The following is a 16,279-nucleotide window of genomic DNA, read 5'->3' on the forward strand; positions in this document are numbered from 1 at the left end:
TCCTCACCCTTCCTTCAAATTGTCCAGCAGCTCCCGCGCCCTTTGAAACTGCGCGAGGATCTCTTCATGCATAGACTTGTAGTCGCGCTCCTCCCGGGAGCGCAGCGGCTCGACGATTTCGCAGACGGCCCTATAGAGCGGCTCCAGCCCCAGGTTCCCCGTCACGCCCTTGAGCGTGTGGGCCGCCTCGAAGGCGCCGGTAATATCCCCCGCCGCGAGCGCGTCGCCAAGCCTCTGCAGATTGTCGTCCGCGAACAGCATGCCAAAAAGCCGCAGATAAAGCGCCTCATTGCCCATAAACCGTTCCATGGTAACGTCATAGTTTGCGCCGTACGCCTCAAAGCACTCCCTGAAACTGCTCATTTTCCTCTTCCTCTCTTTTGCAAATGAAGTCATACAGCGTCTGATAGAGCCGTCCCGGGTCGATCGGCTTTGCCAGGTGCGCGTTCATCCCGGCCGCCTTGCTCTTGTCGATGTCATCGTCAAAGGCGTTGGCCGTCATCGCGATGATGGGGATCGTCTTGGCGTCGGCATTGCTCAGGTGGCGGATGTTGGAAGCGGCGGTCAGGCCGTCCATCAGGGGCATGCGGATGTCCATGAGGATCGCGTCGTAATACCCCCGCGCGGACTTGCTGAACAGCTCCATTGCCCGCAGCCCGTTTTCCGCCGCCTCCACCTTGAAGCCCTTGCTCTCGAGCAGCAGCACCGCTACCTCGGTGTTGAGCAGGTTGTCCTCGGCCAGCAGCACCCGTTTGCCGGTGAAGTCGTAGCCCGCGTGCTCCTCGGGCCTTGCCGCCTCCTCCTTTTCGCCCAGGGCCTTTGAGAAGGCGGAGACCAGGGAGGACTTGAACATCGGCTTGCTCATCAACAGGTTTACCCCCGCGAGCTTGGCCTCGTGCTCGATGGAAATCCAGTCGTAGGCGGTCATGATGATGATGGTGACCTGTTCTCCCACGATGGCCCGTATACGCCTCGCAGTCTCGATCCCGTCCATATCGGGCATCTTCCAGTCGATCAGGATCATATCGTAATATTTCTCACCGGCCCAAAGCCTGCGTACTTGCTCGACGGCCTTGTGCCCGCTGTCCACCCATTCGGCCTTGACCCCCATCTCGAGCAGAGTGACGACGGCGCTCTCACAGACGGCCACGTCGTCGTCGACCACCAGGGTTTTGAGGTGGGAGAAGTTGTAGCTGTGCTTCTTTTGATGGTGCGGCTTCTCCTCCCCGCTGAGGCCCAGCTTCACATCCACGGTGAATTCGGTGCCGATCCCCTTGATCGAGCGCACGTCGATCCTGCCGCCCATCATGTCCACGATGTTTTTCGCGATCGCCAGCCCCAGCCCGGTGCCGCCGAACAGGGCGGTGGTCCCGGCCGACTCCTGCGAGAAGGCCTCGAAGATATGGGGCAGGAACTCCTCGTCCATGCCGATCCCCGTGTCGTTGACCACGAAGCGCAGCGTGGCGCTGCCCTTCCCCCGCCGGTGCTGGGAGACCGAGAAGGTCACCTTTCCCCCCTCGCCGGTGAATTTGATGGCGTTGCTTAAAACGTTGAGCAGCACCTGCTGCAGCTTCATGGCGTCGCCGATATAGTAGTCGTCGAGCAGCGGGTCCACCACGCACTCGTAATCCAATTCCTTGGCGCTCGCCTGGGCATGGCAGATGGAATTGAGCCCATTCAGAAATTCCTCGGTCGGGATCTTCTCGTTTTTAAGCAGCATCTTCCCGCTCTCGATCCGGCTCATATCCAAGATGTCATTGATCAGCGAGAGCAAAAAGCGCGAAGAAATCCCGATTTTGGAGATGCAGTCCGCCACCTGCTCGTCATCCCCGATGGCCTGCGCGGCAATGGTGCTCATCCCGATGATGGCGTTCATCGGGGTGCGGATCTCGTGGCTCATGCGGGAGAGGAAGTCGCTCTTTGCGGCGTTGGCCTGCTTGGCCGCAATCAGCGCGGTGGCGAGCTCCTCCTTCTGGCGCTGCTCCTGGCGGACCACGTCGGTCACGTCGGTGCGCGTCAGGCAGACGCGCCCGAGCTCCCGGCTGATGTAAAAGACCTGGAAGCGCTTGACCTGCGCGTCGCCCGCCTCATTTTTCATCTCCGCCACGAAGGAGTAGGACTCCCGCTGCTCCAGCTGCTCCCTGACGTAGCCGTAATCCAGGTTTTTGAGGTAGACCTCCCTGGCCGTCTCATCCATGAACCGTCCGGCGAGCGCGCGGATCTCCTTTTGAAATTCGCCCGTATCCGGGATGCGGTTGCGGCTGCCGTTGAAGAAGAGCATCCGGTACGCGTCGCGCAGGATGTCGACCTCCGTCACGCTGTCGTAGTCGTGCGCCGCGATCCGTTTGAGCAGCTCCTCCTGCAGCTTCTGCTCGGTGACGTCCATGGTGTAGAAAAAGGCCACGACGTCCCCGCTCTCCGGGTCCCGGCAGGAGCGCAGCCCGGTGTTGCTCCAGAAGAGCTGATCGTCCCCCGACCTGCGCAAAAACTCGAACCGGTAGTCCACCTTCCCGACGTCGAAGTCGGAAAGCACCTTCTCCCGCGCGAGGGTTCGGCGGATTCCCTCCCCACAGGCCGGGTCCAGCGCAGAGGAAGCCATATTCTCGATGGCCTGGTCATAAGTCCCCTTCGTCTGCCCGACGGGCAGGCTGGCGTTTGAAAGATGGCTCTCCACCCTGTTTTGGGTGACGTTGACCCGCCCCTGCACGCTGCCCTCGGCCGCCGCATGCTCGGTGAAATAGGCCAGCTCCTGGTCGTAGAGCTCCCGCATGCGTTCCTGCAGCTTCTTCTCCTCGGTGGCGTCCACGCACACGCAATAAAAATACCGCTCGCCCGACTGCTCGGTGAGCAGCTGCGCCTTGACCGAGCCCCACTTGACCCTGCCGCCTTGGCAGATCAGGCGGTGCTCCGTATGTATGTTGTTCCCATCCCTGAGCTGCTCGGCCAGCCGCCGGAAAAGCCAGGGCAGGTCCTCGGAAAAGATCACGGCGGACATCCGGTTGCCCATGGCCGCGAACTCCTCCCGGGTGTAGCCCAAAAACTCGAACAGGCCGTCGTTGGCGCTGATGACGGAAAGGTGCTCGTCGTACCGGCAGCGGAAGACCGCGCCGGGGATATTGTTATAGAGATGCAGGACCTCCTCCTGCGCCTCCCGCTGGGGCGTGATGTCCACACAGACCGAGGCGATGGCCGGCCTCCCGTCCTCCGCCGTCAGCCTGCGCCCGAGGTCATGGACCCAGATGTAGGAGCCGTCCCGCTTTTTCATCCGGTACTCCACGACGTATTCGCCCTTCTCCTCCAGCTGGCCGGCCACGCTCCCGTCCACCATCTCCCGGTCCTGCGGGTGCATGCAGTTGGAGATCATGCCGCCGATATCAGAAACGAACTGCTCCTCACTCTCGTACCCAAGGTAGCGCAGCATCTGCTGGTTGATAAAATAGAAGGGGAAGCCCTCCTCAATGTAGCCGCCCATCATCCCGCCGAGCAGGGAATCGTTGATCAGCTCCTGGCGTTGGCGGGCGATATTCTCCATCACCAGCGCCTTTGGATAATGCTCGTCCCCCTGTTGGCTGCCGCTCGGCTCGGCGAAGTGCAGGCTTTTGATCTGCCACCCGCCCCGCCCGTCCTCCAAAAGGGTCATGAAACAGCGCAGATGCCAGGAATAGAGCGGGTTTTTAAGCGTCATTTGCCAGGACATGCTGTACAGGCTTTCCGCCAGCTCCTGCTCCTGGATCAGGCCCAGCTCGCAGGCAAACGGCTCGGGTATCTCCGCGATGTCCTGCCGCAGGTACTGCTCCATCTGCTTCGTCCCTACGGCAAACTCGTTTTCGCCGGTGCCGACGAAATGCACGTCGTCCGACAAAAAAGCCATCGTCCCCGCGACGTCGCGCTCCTCGAACCAGGCCCGGCAGAGGGCGCGCACCGTTCCTTCGAGCGTCATTTGATCTCTCATCCGTCCTATCCTTTCCACAGGCAGCAACCGCCTTTGTTATCGCTTTTGGCGCGGTAGAGGGCCTCGTCCGCCCTGGCGATGACATCGGCCAGCGGCTCCTGTGCGCGGCAGACGGCGATTCCCGCGGAGCACGCCGCGGGCACCCGGTCCGTGCGGCAGCTCTCCCGAAATACCCGGCAGATTTCCTCTCCCTTGGCGAGAGCGGCCTGCTCGTCCCCCATACGCTGCATAACGACGATGAATTCGTCCCCGCCGTAGCGGGCCAGCAGGTCGCTCTTGCGGGTATGGCGGCTCAGCAGCGCGCCGAACCTTTGGATCAGGCCGTCCCCCTCGAGATGCCCCAGGGTGTCGTTGATCTGCTTGAGATTGTCCAGATCGAACAGGTAGACCGCCACCGGCAGGTCCTCCTCCCGGATGGGATCGCACGCCGCGCTCAGCCCGCGGCGGTTGAGCAGCCCGGTCAAATAGTCCCGGTAGGCCTCCTTTTCGAGCGCGCGCTCCCGCTGCGCCGAGGAACGTATCCCGACGGTGCGCATGACGCGCCGCCAAAGGCTCTTCTGCGAATAGGGCTTGCAGACGAAATCATCGGCCCCAAGCTCCAGCGCGCGCTCCTCCAGCTGCTCGCTGGGCGGCGAGGTCGCGATCACCGGGATGTTCCAGATGTCCCGCATCCCCACAAGCTGGTCCAGCACGTTGAAGCCGGCGCAGTCCGGCAGGGTCAGGCTGAGCACCACCGCAGCGACTCTGTGCTCGTTGCCGTCGAGGGCGGCGAGCGCCGACGCGCCGTCGGGCGCGCCCACCACCTGGTAGCGACTGCCGAAGGTCTGCTGCACCTGGACGCGGTAGCTTTCTTCCTCGTCGGCGACCAGCAGGAGCGGCCTTTGCTGGGCCCTAAGCTTTGCACGGTGGGGCGCCTTCTCTTTGGAAGCCTTGGCCGCCTCCAGAAGCAGGACCTCAAACTCGGCCTTTGGCATCGGCCTTGCGAAGTAGTAGCCCTGAACGTAGTCGCCGCCTATTTCGCGCAGCCGCTCGAGCTGCGTCTTGGTCTCCACCCCCTCGGCCACGACGCTCAGGTTCATCCAGCGCGCAAGGTCCATGATGAAGCGCAGGATCCCCTGGTCGGCGGGCTTGGCGGTCTCGCTCTGGATAAAGTTCATATCCAGCTTGAGGATGTCCAGCGGCATCTTATTGAGCATATTGAGGGAGGAGTACCCGCTGCCGAAATCGTCCATCTCGATGACGAAGCCCAATTCGCGCAGGCGGTTGACCGTGGCGATGATTTGGCCCGGGTTTTCGGTATAGGCGCTCTCGGTGATTTCCAGATGGAGCCGGGAGGGCGGGAGCTTATATTTCTGGATCAAATGGATCAGGATGTCGGGCAGGTCCGCCTGGTAGACGTCGGCCCTGGAAACGTTGACGGAAACCGGAAGCGGCTCATAGCCCTTTTCCTCCCACTCCCGCAGCATAGCGCAGACCTTTTCCCAGACGTATTGGTCCAGCCTGGTGATGAAGCCGTTGCGCTCAAACAGCGGGATGAACTCCCCCGGATGCTGGAACCCCCACTGCGGATGGTTCCAGCGCACCAGCGCCTCGGCGCCGGCGAGGCCGCCGTCCTTTATGCTGTATTTCGGCTGCAGGTAGACGACAAACTGCTCCTGGGCCAGCGCGGCCTCCATCCCCTCGGTGATCGCCTGCTCGCGCAGCAGCTTGCCGCGCAGCTCGTCGTCGTAGGTGGCGAAGTATTTGCCGTACTGGCCCTTTATGCTGCGCGCCGCCAAAAGCGCACGATCGCACATCTGCTCGACCGGGACCGTTCTGTCGACGATGTTGTATATCCCCCATTTGACCACGACGTTCTTCGCATTGGGCAGCGCGTTGATCAGCGCGTTTGCCTCGACGAACAGCTTGTCGTTATATTCCCAGTGGCGCTCCAGCAGGCAGGCGAAGTGGTCGGCGCCGAAGCGCCCGCAAATCCCCTTGCCGCTTACAAACTTCGTGTACAGGTCGGCCACGCCGCAGAGCAGACGGTCCCCCGCCGGCACGCCGAAGATGTCGTTGACCAGCTTGAAGTTTTCAATGTCCGAGCAGACGATGTCAAATTCCCGCTCGGGGCTTTGCTGCAGGGTCTCCTTCACGCGCTGGTAAAAAAACTCCTTGCTGTAGAGCCCTGTCAGCCGGTCGTATTGGAACTGGTTGATCATGGCGGCGGTCTCCCGCAGGTTGATCAGGCTGGCGACCCGGTGCAGGATGATCTGCGGCTTATAGGGCTTGGCCACAAAATCGTTGGCGCCGTAGGAGAGCGCCGTGACCTCGTCGGATTCGCTGCCGCTCTGGGTCGTGACGATGACCGGAATGCCGGAATAGGCGGGGTCCGCCTTGATAATTGAGAGGAAGGTATATCCATCCATCACTGGCATAATGATATCCAGCAGGATCAGGGAGATTTCGTCCTTATGCTCTTTAAGCAGGGACAGGGCCTCCTGCCCGTTTTCCGCTTCCAGGATCCTGTATTCCGCAAACAGGATTCCGCTGAGCACTGTGCGGTTTATTTGGTTGTCTTCCACAACCAGAATCAGCTTCTGTGGCATCCTTTAACATCCCTCAAATCCCGCACAACCGTTAGCTGGCCGACCCCTCGATTATGGCGCTAACAAGCCCGTCGATATATTATTGATATTGCTCTAACTTTACCATAAAAGCAGGTTGATAACAATAGCGCGCACGGGATGGTTTTTAAGAAAAACTTGGCCAGACCCGGTATCTGCGTCCTTACCCGACGCAACTTTCTTGTCCGGTCCTGGTCCCTCCGTTGCACGGCCAGGTCATAGGGCGGCTTTTTTGATCCAGAGCGCAAAAAGAAACCGGCAAATTTCACTTAGGAAATTTGCCGGTTTCATGGTTGCGGAGGTTCGAAACACGCCGTGTTCAAAATAATAGCAGACCGACAAACAGGATTATATAAGATTCTTGCGGGGTGAATGACCTGTCAGACTGAACGCCGGACGGGTCATTTTTACTTCGTCGGCCTTTTTATAATCTATCTTGATTTCTTCCCGTCACTTCTAATACCCTTCGAATTAAACGCCTGATCGGGTGTGCTTGGATCAGGCGTTTTTCTTTATGCCCTGTAGGCCGTTTGGCGCTCCCGTGGCCGCCTTTTGCGATTGTGCTGACATACCCGCATTATCCCATTTATGCTGGTTTCAGAAGAAGCCAGAGGGGGCCGCATGGGTGATTGTCGTGGAGGACTACATAAAAGAGTATGACGAAATCGTGGGGGCGTACAGAATTAAAGGCACAAGGCCGCCAGTATGTCCAGATTGCGGCCGGATTATGTCGGGGTATGATACGCGCCGCCGCCACGCTATCGACGCTACAGGGGCGCCCATGTGGTTTCTGTTGCGCCGTCTTCTCTGTCCTGGTTGCGGGAAGCTACACCTGGAACTTCCCGATTCTCTACGCCCCAGAAAGCACTATGAAGCCCAGGTGATCGACGACACCGTCGCTGGCCTGCTGGATTGTTGCCCGGCGGACGATTCGACGATCCGGCGCTGGCGATCCGGTCACGACCCACCCGGTTTGCCTTCCCTCTTGTCCGCCGGCGCGGTATGCTCTCAATATACCGACACGAAGGAGGAATAACCCATGAAACGAAAAATTATTGTCGCGTCACTCTGTTCAGTTGCCGTTATTCTGTCCGGCGTCACTGGCTACCAGATAGGGTCCAGGCCGGCGCCGGCGTCGAATCCGGAAGTCATTGAACGGATCGCCGGTTCGATTTATGTCCCCGGCTATGACTACATCAGCATGAAGGAAGATGATACTGAAATCCCCGCTATGTTGTATAACCCGGAGGAAAACGGCTGTTTGATAGAAGCCGCGATCAGCCTTCCGGACGGAACAGAAATCTTCCATTCCGATCTTCTCAATCCCGGCGACCGATTGGGCAAGCTGACGCTTACAGCGCCCATAAAAGCCGGCGTTTATGAAAAATCCATACTTCGCTATTCCTGCTATGCTCTGGACGATAAGCGGCAATTAAACGGGGCCGACGTAATCTTCACATTGGAGGTAAAGCCATGAATAAACGAACCATATCCGCGATACTGGCGGCGGTGGTCGTGGTCTGCTGTCTGTTGCCGACAACGGCCTTTGCATGGGATGACACAGGCATGACAGCGATCTTTACATATACAAAAGAAGACCAGGGATCGTCGTCAGAAGGCGAAGACTATGTTCCGACATACGAAGTCGCCCTTCCGGCGCCGACAGACCTGAATCACAGTTCCGAACTGTTGATCACATTGTCCTATAATGCCATGAATGAAAATCAACGTCTGACGGTAAGCGTGAACCCTACCACGTTTAATCAGGACGGATATTTCCATCTGACTTCCGAAAGCGGCGATATTCTAAAGGCGGAACTACAGCGTTTTGGAAAGGCCGAAGCCGCCGGCGAAAGGATTGACCCCATAGACGGTCCGTTTGACGTCGCTGTGTTTGATAATAGCGGCCTGAACCCTATCCGTTATGGCTCTGTATGGGTCGACCTGGTCAATGACAATTTGATTTCCCCCGGCGAATATACTGGATATATGCACTTTACGATTGAACTGACAACAGAATAAAGCGGTCACGCCCTCCTTCGGGCGGTAAAAGGGTCCTGGAATTACTTCCGGGACCCTTCTTTCATTTGCGGGAATCTGTATGCAAATGATTTCAACTGAAAACAGGTGATTCAATCTTCTGTTATGCGCTCCATGATGTCGCCTGGCTGGCAATCCAGCGCCGCACATATTTTGTCAATGACTTCGGTTGTCACTACTTCGTCGCGGCGAAGTTTTGTGATGGTGCTTTGTGCCACCCCGGACATTTCGGCCAGCTTCGCCCCTGATAGGCGTCGATCGACCAGAAGATAAAATAATTTTTTGTATGTTATTGGCATTTTTAACCCTCCTATGATTTCTAATTATAAACCTATCGGCGCATAATGTAAAGTTATCAGAAAAATAATTCGAGATTTCATTATAAACCACTTGACTTTCAAATATTCTTTGAGATATAATGATTTCGCGAAGATAATTCGAGAACTCATTACAAAAGAAAGGAGGTTAACCCGCTATTAACAAAAAGAAAGGCCCCATACACCCAGCTTTGGACGGCGGTGGTGTATGGGACCCCTGGTTCCCGCCGAAGCGGGGTATACCTTTTATAGTATACCACCCGCTCGGCAATTTCACAAGATCGAACGGGAGGTAATCACATGAAAATTAACGGGCAAAAGCAATCACAAGGAAGGAAAGACTTTCAGAATAAACGGCGCGCATTCACACCCGCCCAGGAAAGGGGCGTGGCGTAAATGGCAGATCGCGTGATCAAAGAATCCACTGTCACCAGTGAACCGCTGTCAGAGATCAGCGCGGAAGCCGAACGCCTTTTCTGGCGACTGGTGGTCAAGGCGGACGACTTCGGCCTGTACTATGGAAATCCGCGAATCCTGGCGTCTATGTGCTTCCCGCTGGACCCGCCGAAGGAACAGAGAATCCGCGCATGGCTGGACGAACTGGTCGCCGCCGGCATGGTGGGGACCTACACGGCCGGCGAAGATGGGAAGCAATATCTTCAACTTCTGTTATGGGACAAACGTCAGAAACGGCGCGCGAAGGAAGGACAGTTCCCGCTTCCTGATTCATTTGATAGCACTTGCAATCATGTGAAGGAAGGTGGTGGTCTGGAATGAAAATCAGAGAAATGGAGATTTTCTTTTCCGTTCCGATTGATCAAGAAGTCCTGACGGCTTGCAGAAAGACGCGATTCAAGAATAAGGCCCAGGTCACAGAAGCGTTGAGAAGGGCCGGAACGCCTATTTACTATGGAGGTGTTGAGTGTTGCAACAGGACCCGGCGCGCCGGAACAAATCGCCTTCGCGCCGACGCGGCAGAAGCGATCGCGGCCGTGTTTGAAATGCCTGTAGAACAGGTATTCCCGCAATACTATGAAGCAAAGAGAAAAGCGGAAGAAGAGGCGGATAAATTATATTATAAGCCTTTCGACACTCTTGAAGATCGAAACGCGGCAATCGTGGCGGCTATGGACGCCGTAAAGTGGACGGCCCTGAAATATTGCCACATACTCAAAAATGAAGATGTTTGGTTTGATCGGGAAGAAATTATCGCGATTGCCTATGAAACACTGGTGCATATGGCCGACCGGGCCATGAAAAAGGGGATTCGGCGCGGTGTTTGCTTTGACGCGGCCGCCTGTGTTGCGGTCAAGAAAGACTTTTTGTTAAAGAGTAAGACTGCCGGGCAGAAATCGCGAAAAGCTGACCTAATAAGTTGGGAAGCGTACACTGACAAATACGAAAGCTGTTTTTCAGATCATGATTTTGTCGATGATTTAATCCTTCGTGAAGAAGTGGAAGAAGCTGTCCGGACCACGCCTGATGAAAAGCGAAAGAACAGATACATACGCGGACTGTTAGAGGAATTGCAACTTATTCCCGATTGATCCGCGTCACAAAGCCGGCGCCTGGGGGTAATGCCTGGGCGTCGTCTTTTTTATCATGCCGTCAGGACGCCCAGAATCCGCCATACAGCCCCGATAACGAATCATAGATAATTACCCCTTCGTGGCTTACGGCGCGCCCCGGGGCCTTTCTGGCCCTTTGTAGAAAGAAAAAGCGCGCCCTGATTCACCGAAGCAATACCAGGACGCGCTGTAAACTATTTCATTCTTTTTTTGATCGCCTTGTCCAGCTTCCGGGTAAGCCTGGCCTGTTGCGTGTTCCTGGTGCGCTTCACAGCGCGCCAGAAGGCGAAATGGCCCCGAACATAGCTACCAGGCTTCCCGACATACATTCCTTTCGGGAACCTTTTCCGGTAGTGGCTGGACAAATACTGGGCCGGGACGAAGTGACTTCGAAAGCCATATTCAAGGTGCTTTGCATAGTCGAGATTATTATAAAAGTCAATCTTGTAAAGCGTCCCCACTTGCTTCGGGCGGCTTCCATCGTGTTCCCTCGATCCCTCAAAGGAAAGGGTCTTGTCGCCGGCGTGGAAGTTCCTTCGATAATGCCCTGTATCTACAAGGCCAGGTTCATTCTTACAAATCTTCCGCGCTTCTCCGACTGCGTGAACGCCTTCCCCTATGATCAATTCGTCAACGATTTCCGGAACTGCGTCGCGTAGGGCTTCCAGCTTGCGCTGAAAGTCGCGGGATCCTCTGTAATTTACAGACACCGGCCTTTACCCCCCATTAAATCGTTATGGCGTCCGCGTCATACGTTCCTTCCAGGATTGCGGCCGCGCGGTTCAGGTTGTGGACGATTACCGAAGGCGCGCTGGACATGGGGAGGTCTGCGCCCGTGTCCCCGGCGAAGAATGTGAAGACCGAATCGCGCTTGACACCTTCCAGAATGGAAAGGGCGTCCACAGTGTCAGCAATTCCGACGCTTTGGGGATCGCGCCCCTGTTGGGAAAGAATGGCCGCCACGCTCCGTCGCGCGACATAGTCGTCCATGTACGGACGGACAAGCGCCCGAATAACGTCGCCGGCCAGCTTTTCCCCGCCGGACGATATGATTTTGACAGCGTTCGCAAAGCCGGCGTCAGACAGATATTTCGAAGATTCCTGGTCCTTCTGGACGGTGTCAATCGTTTCGCTGATCTGCTGTTCGAAATAACCGGCCTGTTTCTTTGCGAATTGCTTCAAGCTGTCCCGGAGGGAATCAACTTCTTTCTGTGCTGTGTCGGAATTATAGCGTTTTATCGCTTCCGCTTCCGCCTGGCGTGATCTCTGGACCCCCTTTGTGAAGTCCTCCATGATTCCGATCAGATTGTCAATTCCGTACTTCATAATTTACACCCTTTCTTGTTGATATTTGTTTATGATTCTTTGGGCGTCCTGGCCGGCCACTGTGACATAGAACTGAATGATATCTTTGTCAAAGAAGAACCGGCCATAGTCGCGCCTGAAATCGCGTTCGATCCGCTTGTGCATATACCGGGGCGCCCTCTGGTAAACGGGAAGGCTCGGTTCCTGATATGCTTCGAACAGGGATCGGTATACTTCCCAGGCGGAATATTTTGACGTCTGGCCCCGATTATTGATCCTTGCCTGGATTAGATCGACAATAGCCTTTCGCCCGGTTACATTGATCTGGCCTTCCAGTCGCCGATCAAGGTAATAGTGAAGCATATGAAGAAGCCGTTCCAGGTCTTCGGACGTTTTTCGGCCGAACATCATTAGTTATACACCCCCTCGGCGGCCGCGGCAAATTCATCTTCCAGATTCCTTTCGATCTGGCTGACGACTTCGTCGACGTCCACCTTCTCACTGATCTTCACGTCGGACAGGACGACCTGTGGTGTCAAGGTAACAAGGTTTTGCGTGTAGCGCATTTCAGCGACGTCCCGAAGGAACTTCAAGTCTTCTTCGGCTATGTTGACGTCTTCGTCCACGGAACCGACGGAACCGACGTGGTCCACGTTTCCGATGTCGCCGGCGCCGGTGGAATAGGCGGCCCAGTCCGGTTCGGTGCTTCCGCTCCCGGCGGCGGCCGCTTCGGCCTTCGCGGCGGCGATCTCCGCTTCGCGCTGTGCCGTAGCGGCGTTTGCTTCGGCCTTCATAGCGTCCAGGGCGGCGTCCCGCTCCGCGATCTGGGAATTGATCTGGTCCTGGTAGGCGGCCAGGTCTGCGGCTCTGGCCTGTTTCGCGGCGTCGTTTTCCAGTTGTGCGGTCGTCCCGAACGTGACCTTCTCGATCGCGTCGATACTGACGCCGGGGATTTTGTTCAGGACGTTGATGAAGCCGTTTATGATGTCGATTGCCCCGTTGACCATGTTTTGCAGGATCATCAGGACGCCGGCCTTCATATCGCCCATGAAGTTCTGAATATTCGTGCTGACCGTCGCGAAGGTAAGCTGTAACCGGTTGAAAAGGTTCATCACCCAGTAGACGCCGGTCATTAGGCCAATCCACACCCAGTCCCAGGCGGTCATGATCAAATTGCAAGCCATTAGCCAGGCGACCTTGATCCCGCCGACAGACTGGACCCACTTGTAAATCGCGGCCACAACGACGCCGATCGCCAGGGCGATCCAGAATAGCGGGTTCGTCAGAAGGGTCGTGAAGAACGCCTTCGCGGCTCCATTGGCGATCCATGTCGCGGCCGTCTGGATTCCCAGGGCCACGGCGTAGCCCAGGGCCGCCGCCGCCACGCCCCAGAAGACCGGGGCGATCATGGACCAGTTATCATAAATCCATTGTGCGCCCTGGCCGATCAGGGTCAGGACGGGCGTCAGGACTTCCAGGATCGCGTTCTTCGCGATCGTCCACGCCTGGGCGAAGGTCATTGGCATAGACTCAAACTTCGCGTTGATTTCGTCAGCCGACGCAAGCATGGCATTTTTGACGATCTCCGAAGTGATCTGGCCTTCGGCGGCCATTTCCCGGATTTTCCCGATCGGGACGCCCAGGTAGTCGGCGATCGTCTGAATGATGGTCGGGGCCTGTTCGAAGATACTGTTCAATTCCTCGCCGCGAAGGACGCCGGACGACATGGCCTGTGTCAGTTGCAACATAGCCGCGTCGATACCGGCGGCCGATGTTCCGGCGATTGTAAACTGTTTGTTGATCAGTTCGGAAAAGGCGATCAGTTCTTCGTTGCTGGAAAAGGCGTCGCCGGCCATTACGCCCATTTTGGCGACGGCGTCAGCCGTGGTCTGGTAGGACGCGCGGGACCGGTTAGCGGACTCCATGATCATATCTTGCAGTTCCGCCGTGGTCTGCAAGCCGTCATTCATCAGGTCCAGGCGGGCGCGGGTGGTGGTCATGCTATCGGCCAATTCAATAACTTTATTGGCCGCCAAGGCGGCCATGACGCCTTGAACGGCATTCTTGACTTTATCCCATGTCCGTTTTATCCCATTGGCGCCAGACTCTGTCTGCCGTTGTCTTTGGTTCAGATTTTCGACCCTGTTCGCCGCGTCGTCAATCATGGACGCCACACCCTGAAAGACATTATCCAGATCGATTGTGTTTGTCATTCGGTCCGTCGTGGCAAGGGTCCTATTCAGGCGTTCGTTTGCGCCCGACATTCGGTCGAAGGTACTTGTCATTCGATCCTGAATGGAAAAGCTGGTGGATATTCCAGCCATAGTGTTTCACCGTCCTTTCGGTTTGATTTTTCGGGGTTCCTTTACCGCTGTCTTTATCGTGACTTCCACACGCTTTGCGGCTCCGCCTGGGCGCCGGGCGGGAGCGGCTATATAAAAGCCGTAAAGGCTGATTCACTACGCGCGCACGCGCGAAGGTCAGGTTTTTTCAGGTTCCTTCATTCCTGTTCATAATCAAAGCCAGGCTTTTCTTCGCTCTTGCCAGAATACGACAAACGGTAGAAGGGTCTATATCGAAGTGGGCGGCTGTATCAGAGATCGATATATGTTCTTCTGAAAAGTAGTGGAACAGAACGACCGGTCGGTCATGGCTATTCAGTTTCATTACTGATTCAACCAAAGCGGAATACAAAGACAATTCCTTATCCAGCGTTTCAGCCGTCGACCTTGACGGCATTTCTTTGGAAAGTTCCTGTTCCAGAAGGACGGTCAAGGTCGGCCGTTCCTTTCGATACCCTTTTAATAAGCTGTCAACACGTTCACGGGTGATATTCATTGTTCATCCCTCCGCGCGTTTAAGGTTGTGTTTCTCCATCATTTCGACGGCCCATTCGACCGAACTATAACCGGTTTCCTTCCAAAACCTAAAGCCAGTATGTTTGTAGGCGATTCCGTAATAGTCAAGGTACGGCTTCAACTTGTCATAGTTTTCTTTCTTGCGAAATACCCGGTGACCTTTGGTTTCAAGCTGTTGAACTTGCGAACTGCTCATTCCTGTTTGTCGCGCTATGCTTGTCTGACTACAGCCTTTCAAGCGTTTGTCCATGACTATACGACATTTGCCAGGAAGGTTTTCAATGATCTCTTGCATGATCGTATTTAGTTCCGCTTGAACCGTAGGATCAGACATTTGGCTTGTGCTGGCTTCTTCAAACTCGGCGACCGGGTCCGGAATACTGGTTTCCAGCGTAATGTCTTCGTCCTCAAATCCGGATACTGGGGCGTTTAGGCTGACCGTGTTTTCTGGGTGGTGCTTGCGTTGGGTCTGATACCTTCTGTATTTCCGCCATTTAATAGCGTTACAGATGTATGTAGTCAGCTTCTTCCCGCCGTTTCTGTCATATTTGTCAACTGCGTCGACAAGAGCGAAGTACGCTTCCTGCATTTCGTCTTCAAAGGCGTCGGGTTCATTTTTACAAAGCCCCCGGACGGTTTGTCGGATCAATCCGTAATTCTGTAGCCATAAGGCTTCCAGGGTGGAAAGATCGCCGGCGCGATATAATTCGACCAGTTCTTCGTTCGTCAATATGACAGAAGCAGATTTTAACTGTTCCATTTGCGTTCACGCTCCTTTTCTGGTATGATAAGGGCGTAAACAACGGTTCCGGCATATACGGGAGAGAGGGCGGCGGCCCTCTCTTTTTTCATGCCAGGTGCGGCTTACGGTGACGCCCTTTTGGCCGAAAGGAAGTCTTCGTCGTCATCATAGTCCTTCTTCGGCGCGGCTCCCTTCGGCGGGGAAGGCGGGACGTCAGGCCGGTCATCTTCCTCCCAGCGGCGGCCGCGAAGGAACGTGGCCGGATAGCAGATAAACGTGCCGTTGTCCTTCGTCCACTGGTCACAGGTCTTCCAGCGTTCGACGCCGGCGACGATCAGGTCCACCAGGGCGTCGTCCGGGTTAAGCTGGCCCCAGGCTTTCAGGGCGTCCTGTTTACCGACGCGGCGGGGATAGACGGACCAGAAGCGGTCAAAGCCCGGCGCGCCGTTTTCTTCTTTGGGTTCAGGTCCTGGTACTGGTACTGGCACTGGTTCAGGTTCAGGTTCTGGTATTGGTTCTGGTACTGGTACTGGTAGCTTGTTTTGCTTGTTTTGCTTGTTTTGCTTGTTTTCGCTTATTTGAGGTTGTTTTGAGGTTGTTCCGTCGTGCTTTCTTGCATTCTGGTTTCCCTTTGGTGCCCCGCCCATTTTTCCGGCTTCTGATCTTTTGGCCCGAAGCGCGTCGAAGCGGTCAAGGCGGCCTTTAATCGAAAAAAACGCCATACTGACAAGTTTCGGCATTTCGATAATGTTCCCGGTCGTTTCATATTCCACGATAGCCTTCATAAGCTTCCCTATCTGTGCGTCTGATAGCTGGCTAATCAAAGGCCATTCGTCAAACATAAAAATAAAACCCGTCTTTTCAGCCACGTCGCCGCCCCCCTTCTGCGCC

The 16,279-nt window shown here is 56.0% G+C and carries 16 protein-coding genes; 5 read left to right on the forward strand and 11 right to left on the reverse strand.

Features of this window, described 5'->3' with window-relative positions; all coding sequences use genetic code 11:
- Positions 1–3: 3 nt before the first annotated feature.
- The 3 genes from B5477_RS09735 to B5477_RS09745 are packed head-to-tail and all read right to left on the reverse strand — an operon-like array spanning position 4 to position 6,540.
- Positions 4–363, reverse strand: a complete 360-nt coding sequence (locus B5477_RS09735; protein ID WP_079699506.1) for an Hpt domain-containing protein — start codon at positions 361–363, stop codon at positions 4–6.
- On the reverse strand, positions 338–3,952 hold the full coding sequence (locus B5477_RS09740) for a response regulator (protein WP_079699507.1): 3,615 nt from the start codon (positions 3,950–3,952) through the stop codon (positions 338–340). Before B5477_RS09740 ends, B5477_RS09735 begins: the two co-directional genes overlap by 26 nt.
- 5 nt (positions 3,953–3,957) lie before the next feature.
- On the reverse strand, positions 3,958–6,540 hold the full coding sequence (locus B5477_RS09745) for an EAL domain-containing protein (protein WP_079699508.1): 2,583 nt from the start codon (positions 6,538–6,540) through the stop codon (positions 3,958–3,960).
- A 532-nt stretch (positions 6,541–7,072) separates the two neighbouring features.
- Here B5477_RS09745 and B5477_RS15475 point away from each other — a divergent pair.
- The 3 genes from B5477_RS15475 to B5477_RS09760 are packed head-to-tail and all read left to right on the forward strand — an operon-like array spanning position 7,073 to position 8,580.
- Complete coding sequence (locus B5477_RS15475) at positions 7,073–7,594, forward strand: DUF6431 domain-containing protein (protein ID WP_423241252.1); 522 nt, start codon at positions 7,073–7,075, stop codon at positions 7,592–7,594.
- A gap of 3 nt (positions 7,595–7,597) precedes the next feature.
- On the forward strand, positions 7,598–8,035 hold the full coding sequence (locus B5477_RS09755) for a hypothetical protein (RefSeq protein ID WP_079699510.1): 438 nt from the start codon (positions 7,598–7,600) through the stop codon (positions 8,033–8,035).
- Positions 8,032–8,580 (forward strand): hypothetical protein, encoded by a 549-nt coding sequence (locus B5477_RS09760; protein WP_079699511.1) that lies wholly within the window; start codon positions 8,032–8,034, stop codon positions 8,578–8,580. Before B5477_RS09755 ends, B5477_RS09760 begins: the two co-directional genes overlap by 4 nt.
- 110 nt (positions 8,581–8,690) lie before the next feature.
- On the opposite strand, the gene B5477_RS09765 is transcribed toward B5477_RS09760, so the two are convergent.
- Positions 8,691–8,897, reverse strand: a complete 207-nt coding sequence (locus tag B5477_RS09765) for a helix-turn-helix domain-containing protein (protein ID WP_079699512.1) — start codon at positions 8,895–8,897, stop codon at positions 8,691–8,693.
- Positions 8,898–9,311: 414 nt separating this feature from the next.
- Between B5477_RS09765 and B5477_RS09770 the strand changes: the two genes are divergently transcribed.
- Positions 9,312–9,692, forward strand: a complete 381-nt coding sequence (locus B5477_RS09770; RefSeq protein WP_079699513.1) for a hypothetical protein — start codon at positions 9,312–9,314, stop codon at positions 9,690–9,692.
- On the forward strand, positions 9,689–10,462 hold the full coding sequence (locus B5477_RS09775; protein WP_079699514.1) for a hypothetical protein: 774 nt from the start codon (positions 9,689–9,691) through the stop codon (positions 10,460–10,462). The genes B5477_RS09770 and B5477_RS09775 overlap by 4 nt, the downstream gene beginning before the upstream one ends.
- 215 nt (positions 10,463–10,677) lie before the next feature.
- On the opposite strand, the gene B5477_RS09780 is transcribed toward B5477_RS09775, so the two are convergent.
- The 7 genes from B5477_RS09780 to B5477_RS15065 all read right to left on the reverse strand — a co-directional run bounded on the left by B5477_RS09780 (position 10,678) and on the right by B5477_RS15065 (position 16,257).
- Complete coding sequence (locus B5477_RS09780; RefSeq protein WP_079699515.1) at positions 10,678–11,193, reverse strand: HK97 gp10 family phage protein; 516 nt, start codon at positions 11,191–11,193, stop codon at positions 10,678–10,680.
- A 16-nt stretch (positions 11,194–11,209) separates the two neighbouring features.
- A complete protein-coding gene (locus B5477_RS09785) occupies positions 11,210–11,809 on the reverse strand; it encodes a hypothetical protein (RefSeq protein ID WP_079699516.1) in 600 nt (199 codons plus the stop codon).
- Positions 11,810–11,812: 3 nt separating this feature from the next.
- Positions 11,813–12,199 carry a hypothetical protein gene (locus B5477_RS09790; protein WP_079699517.1) on the reverse strand — a complete coding sequence of 129 codons (387 nt, stop codon included), beginning with the start codon at positions 12,197–12,199 and terminating at the stop codon, positions 11,813–11,815.
- Positions 12,199–13,953, reverse strand: coding sequence for a tape measure protein (locus B5477_RS09795; protein ID WP_159448993.1), 1,755 nt, complete (start codon positions 13,951–13,953; stop codon positions 12,199–12,201). Before B5477_RS09795 ends, B5477_RS09790 begins: the two co-directional genes overlap by 1 nt.
- Before the next feature lie 325 nt (positions 13,954–14,278).
- The gene (locus B5477_RS09800; protein WP_143533583.1) at positions 14,279–14,626 is read right to left on the reverse strand and encodes a sigma-70 RNA polymerase sigma factor region 4 domain-containing protein; all 348 of its coding nucleotides are present in this window, start codon (positions 14,624–14,626) and stop codon (positions 14,279–14,281) included.
- A 3-nt stretch (positions 14,627–14,629) separates the two neighbouring features.
- Positions 14,630–15,406 carry a sigma-70 family RNA polymerase sigma factor gene (locus tag B5477_RS09805; protein WP_079699520.1) on the reverse strand — a complete coding sequence of 259 codons (777 nt, stop codon included), beginning with the start codon at positions 15,404–15,406 and terminating at the stop codon, positions 14,630–14,632.
- Between the two features lie 104 nt (positions 15,407–15,510).
- Positions 15,511–16,257, reverse strand: a complete 747-nt coding sequence (locus tag B5477_RS15065) for a DUF6291 domain-containing protein (protein WP_159448994.1) — start codon at positions 16,255–16,257, stop codon at positions 15,511–15,513.
- Positions 16,258–16,279: the final 22 nt, after the last annotated feature.

The organism is Provencibacterium massiliense (assembly GCF_900169495.1).
GTDB lineage: Bacteria > Bacillota > Clostridia > Oscillospirales > Ruminococcaceae > Harryflintia > Harryflintia acetispora.

Bases quoted from the DNA above. Each gene is read 5' to 3' on its own strand.
- B5477_RS09735 (WP_079699506.1), bottom strand. From the start codon at position 363: ATGAGCAGTTTCAGGGAGTGCTTTGAGGCGTACGGCGCAAACTATGAC.
- B5477_RS09740 (WP_079699507.1), bottom strand. From the start codon at position 3,952: ATGAGAGATCAAATGACGCTCGAAGGAACGGTGCGCGCCCTCTGCCGG.
- B5477_RS09745 (WP_079699508.1), bottom strand. From the start codon at position 6,540: ATGCCACAGAAGCTGATTCTGGTTGTGGAAGACAACCAAATAAACCGC.
- B5477_RS15475 (WP_423241252.1), top strand. From the start codon at position 7,073: ATGCCCTGTAGGCCGTTTGGCGCTCCCGTGGCCGCCTTTTGCGATTGT.
- B5477_RS09755 (WP_079699510.1), top strand. From the start codon at position 7,598: ATGAAACGAAAAATTATTGTCGCGTCACTCTGTTCAGTTGCCGTTATT.
- B5477_RS09760 (WP_079699511.1), top strand. From the start codon at position 8,032: ATGAATAAACGAACCATATCCGCGATACTGGCGGCGGTGGTCGTGGTC.
- B5477_RS09765 (WP_079699512.1), bottom strand. From the start codon at position 8,897: ATGCCAATAACATACAAAAAATTATTTTATCTTCTGGTCGATCGACGC.
- B5477_RS09770 (WP_079699513.1), top strand. From the start codon at position 9,312: ATGGCAGATCGCGTGATCAAAGAATCCACTGTCACCAGTGAACCGCTG.
- B5477_RS09775 (WP_079699514.1), top strand. From the start codon at position 9,689: ATGAAAATCAGAGAAATGGAGATTTTCTTTTCCGTTCCGATTGATCAA.
- B5477_RS09785 (WP_079699516.1), bottom strand. From the start codon at position 11,809: ATGAAGTACGGAATTGACAATCTGATCGGAATCATGGAGGACTTCACA.
- B5477_RS09790 (WP_079699517.1), bottom strand. From the start codon at position 12,199: ATGATGTTCGGCCGAAAAACGTCCGAAGACCTGGAACGGCTTCTTCAT.
- B5477_RS09795 (WP_159448993.1), bottom strand. From the start codon at position 13,953: ATGATTGACGACGCGGCGAACAGGGTCGAAAATCTGAACCAAAGACAA.
- B5477_RS09800 (WP_143533583.1), bottom strand. From the start codon at position 14,626: ATGAATATCACCCGTGAACGTGTTGACAGCTTATTAAAAGGGTATCGA.
- B5477_RS09805 (WP_079699520.1), bottom strand. From the start codon at position 15,406: ATGGAACAGTTAAAATCTGCTTCTGTCATATTGACGAACGAAGAACTG.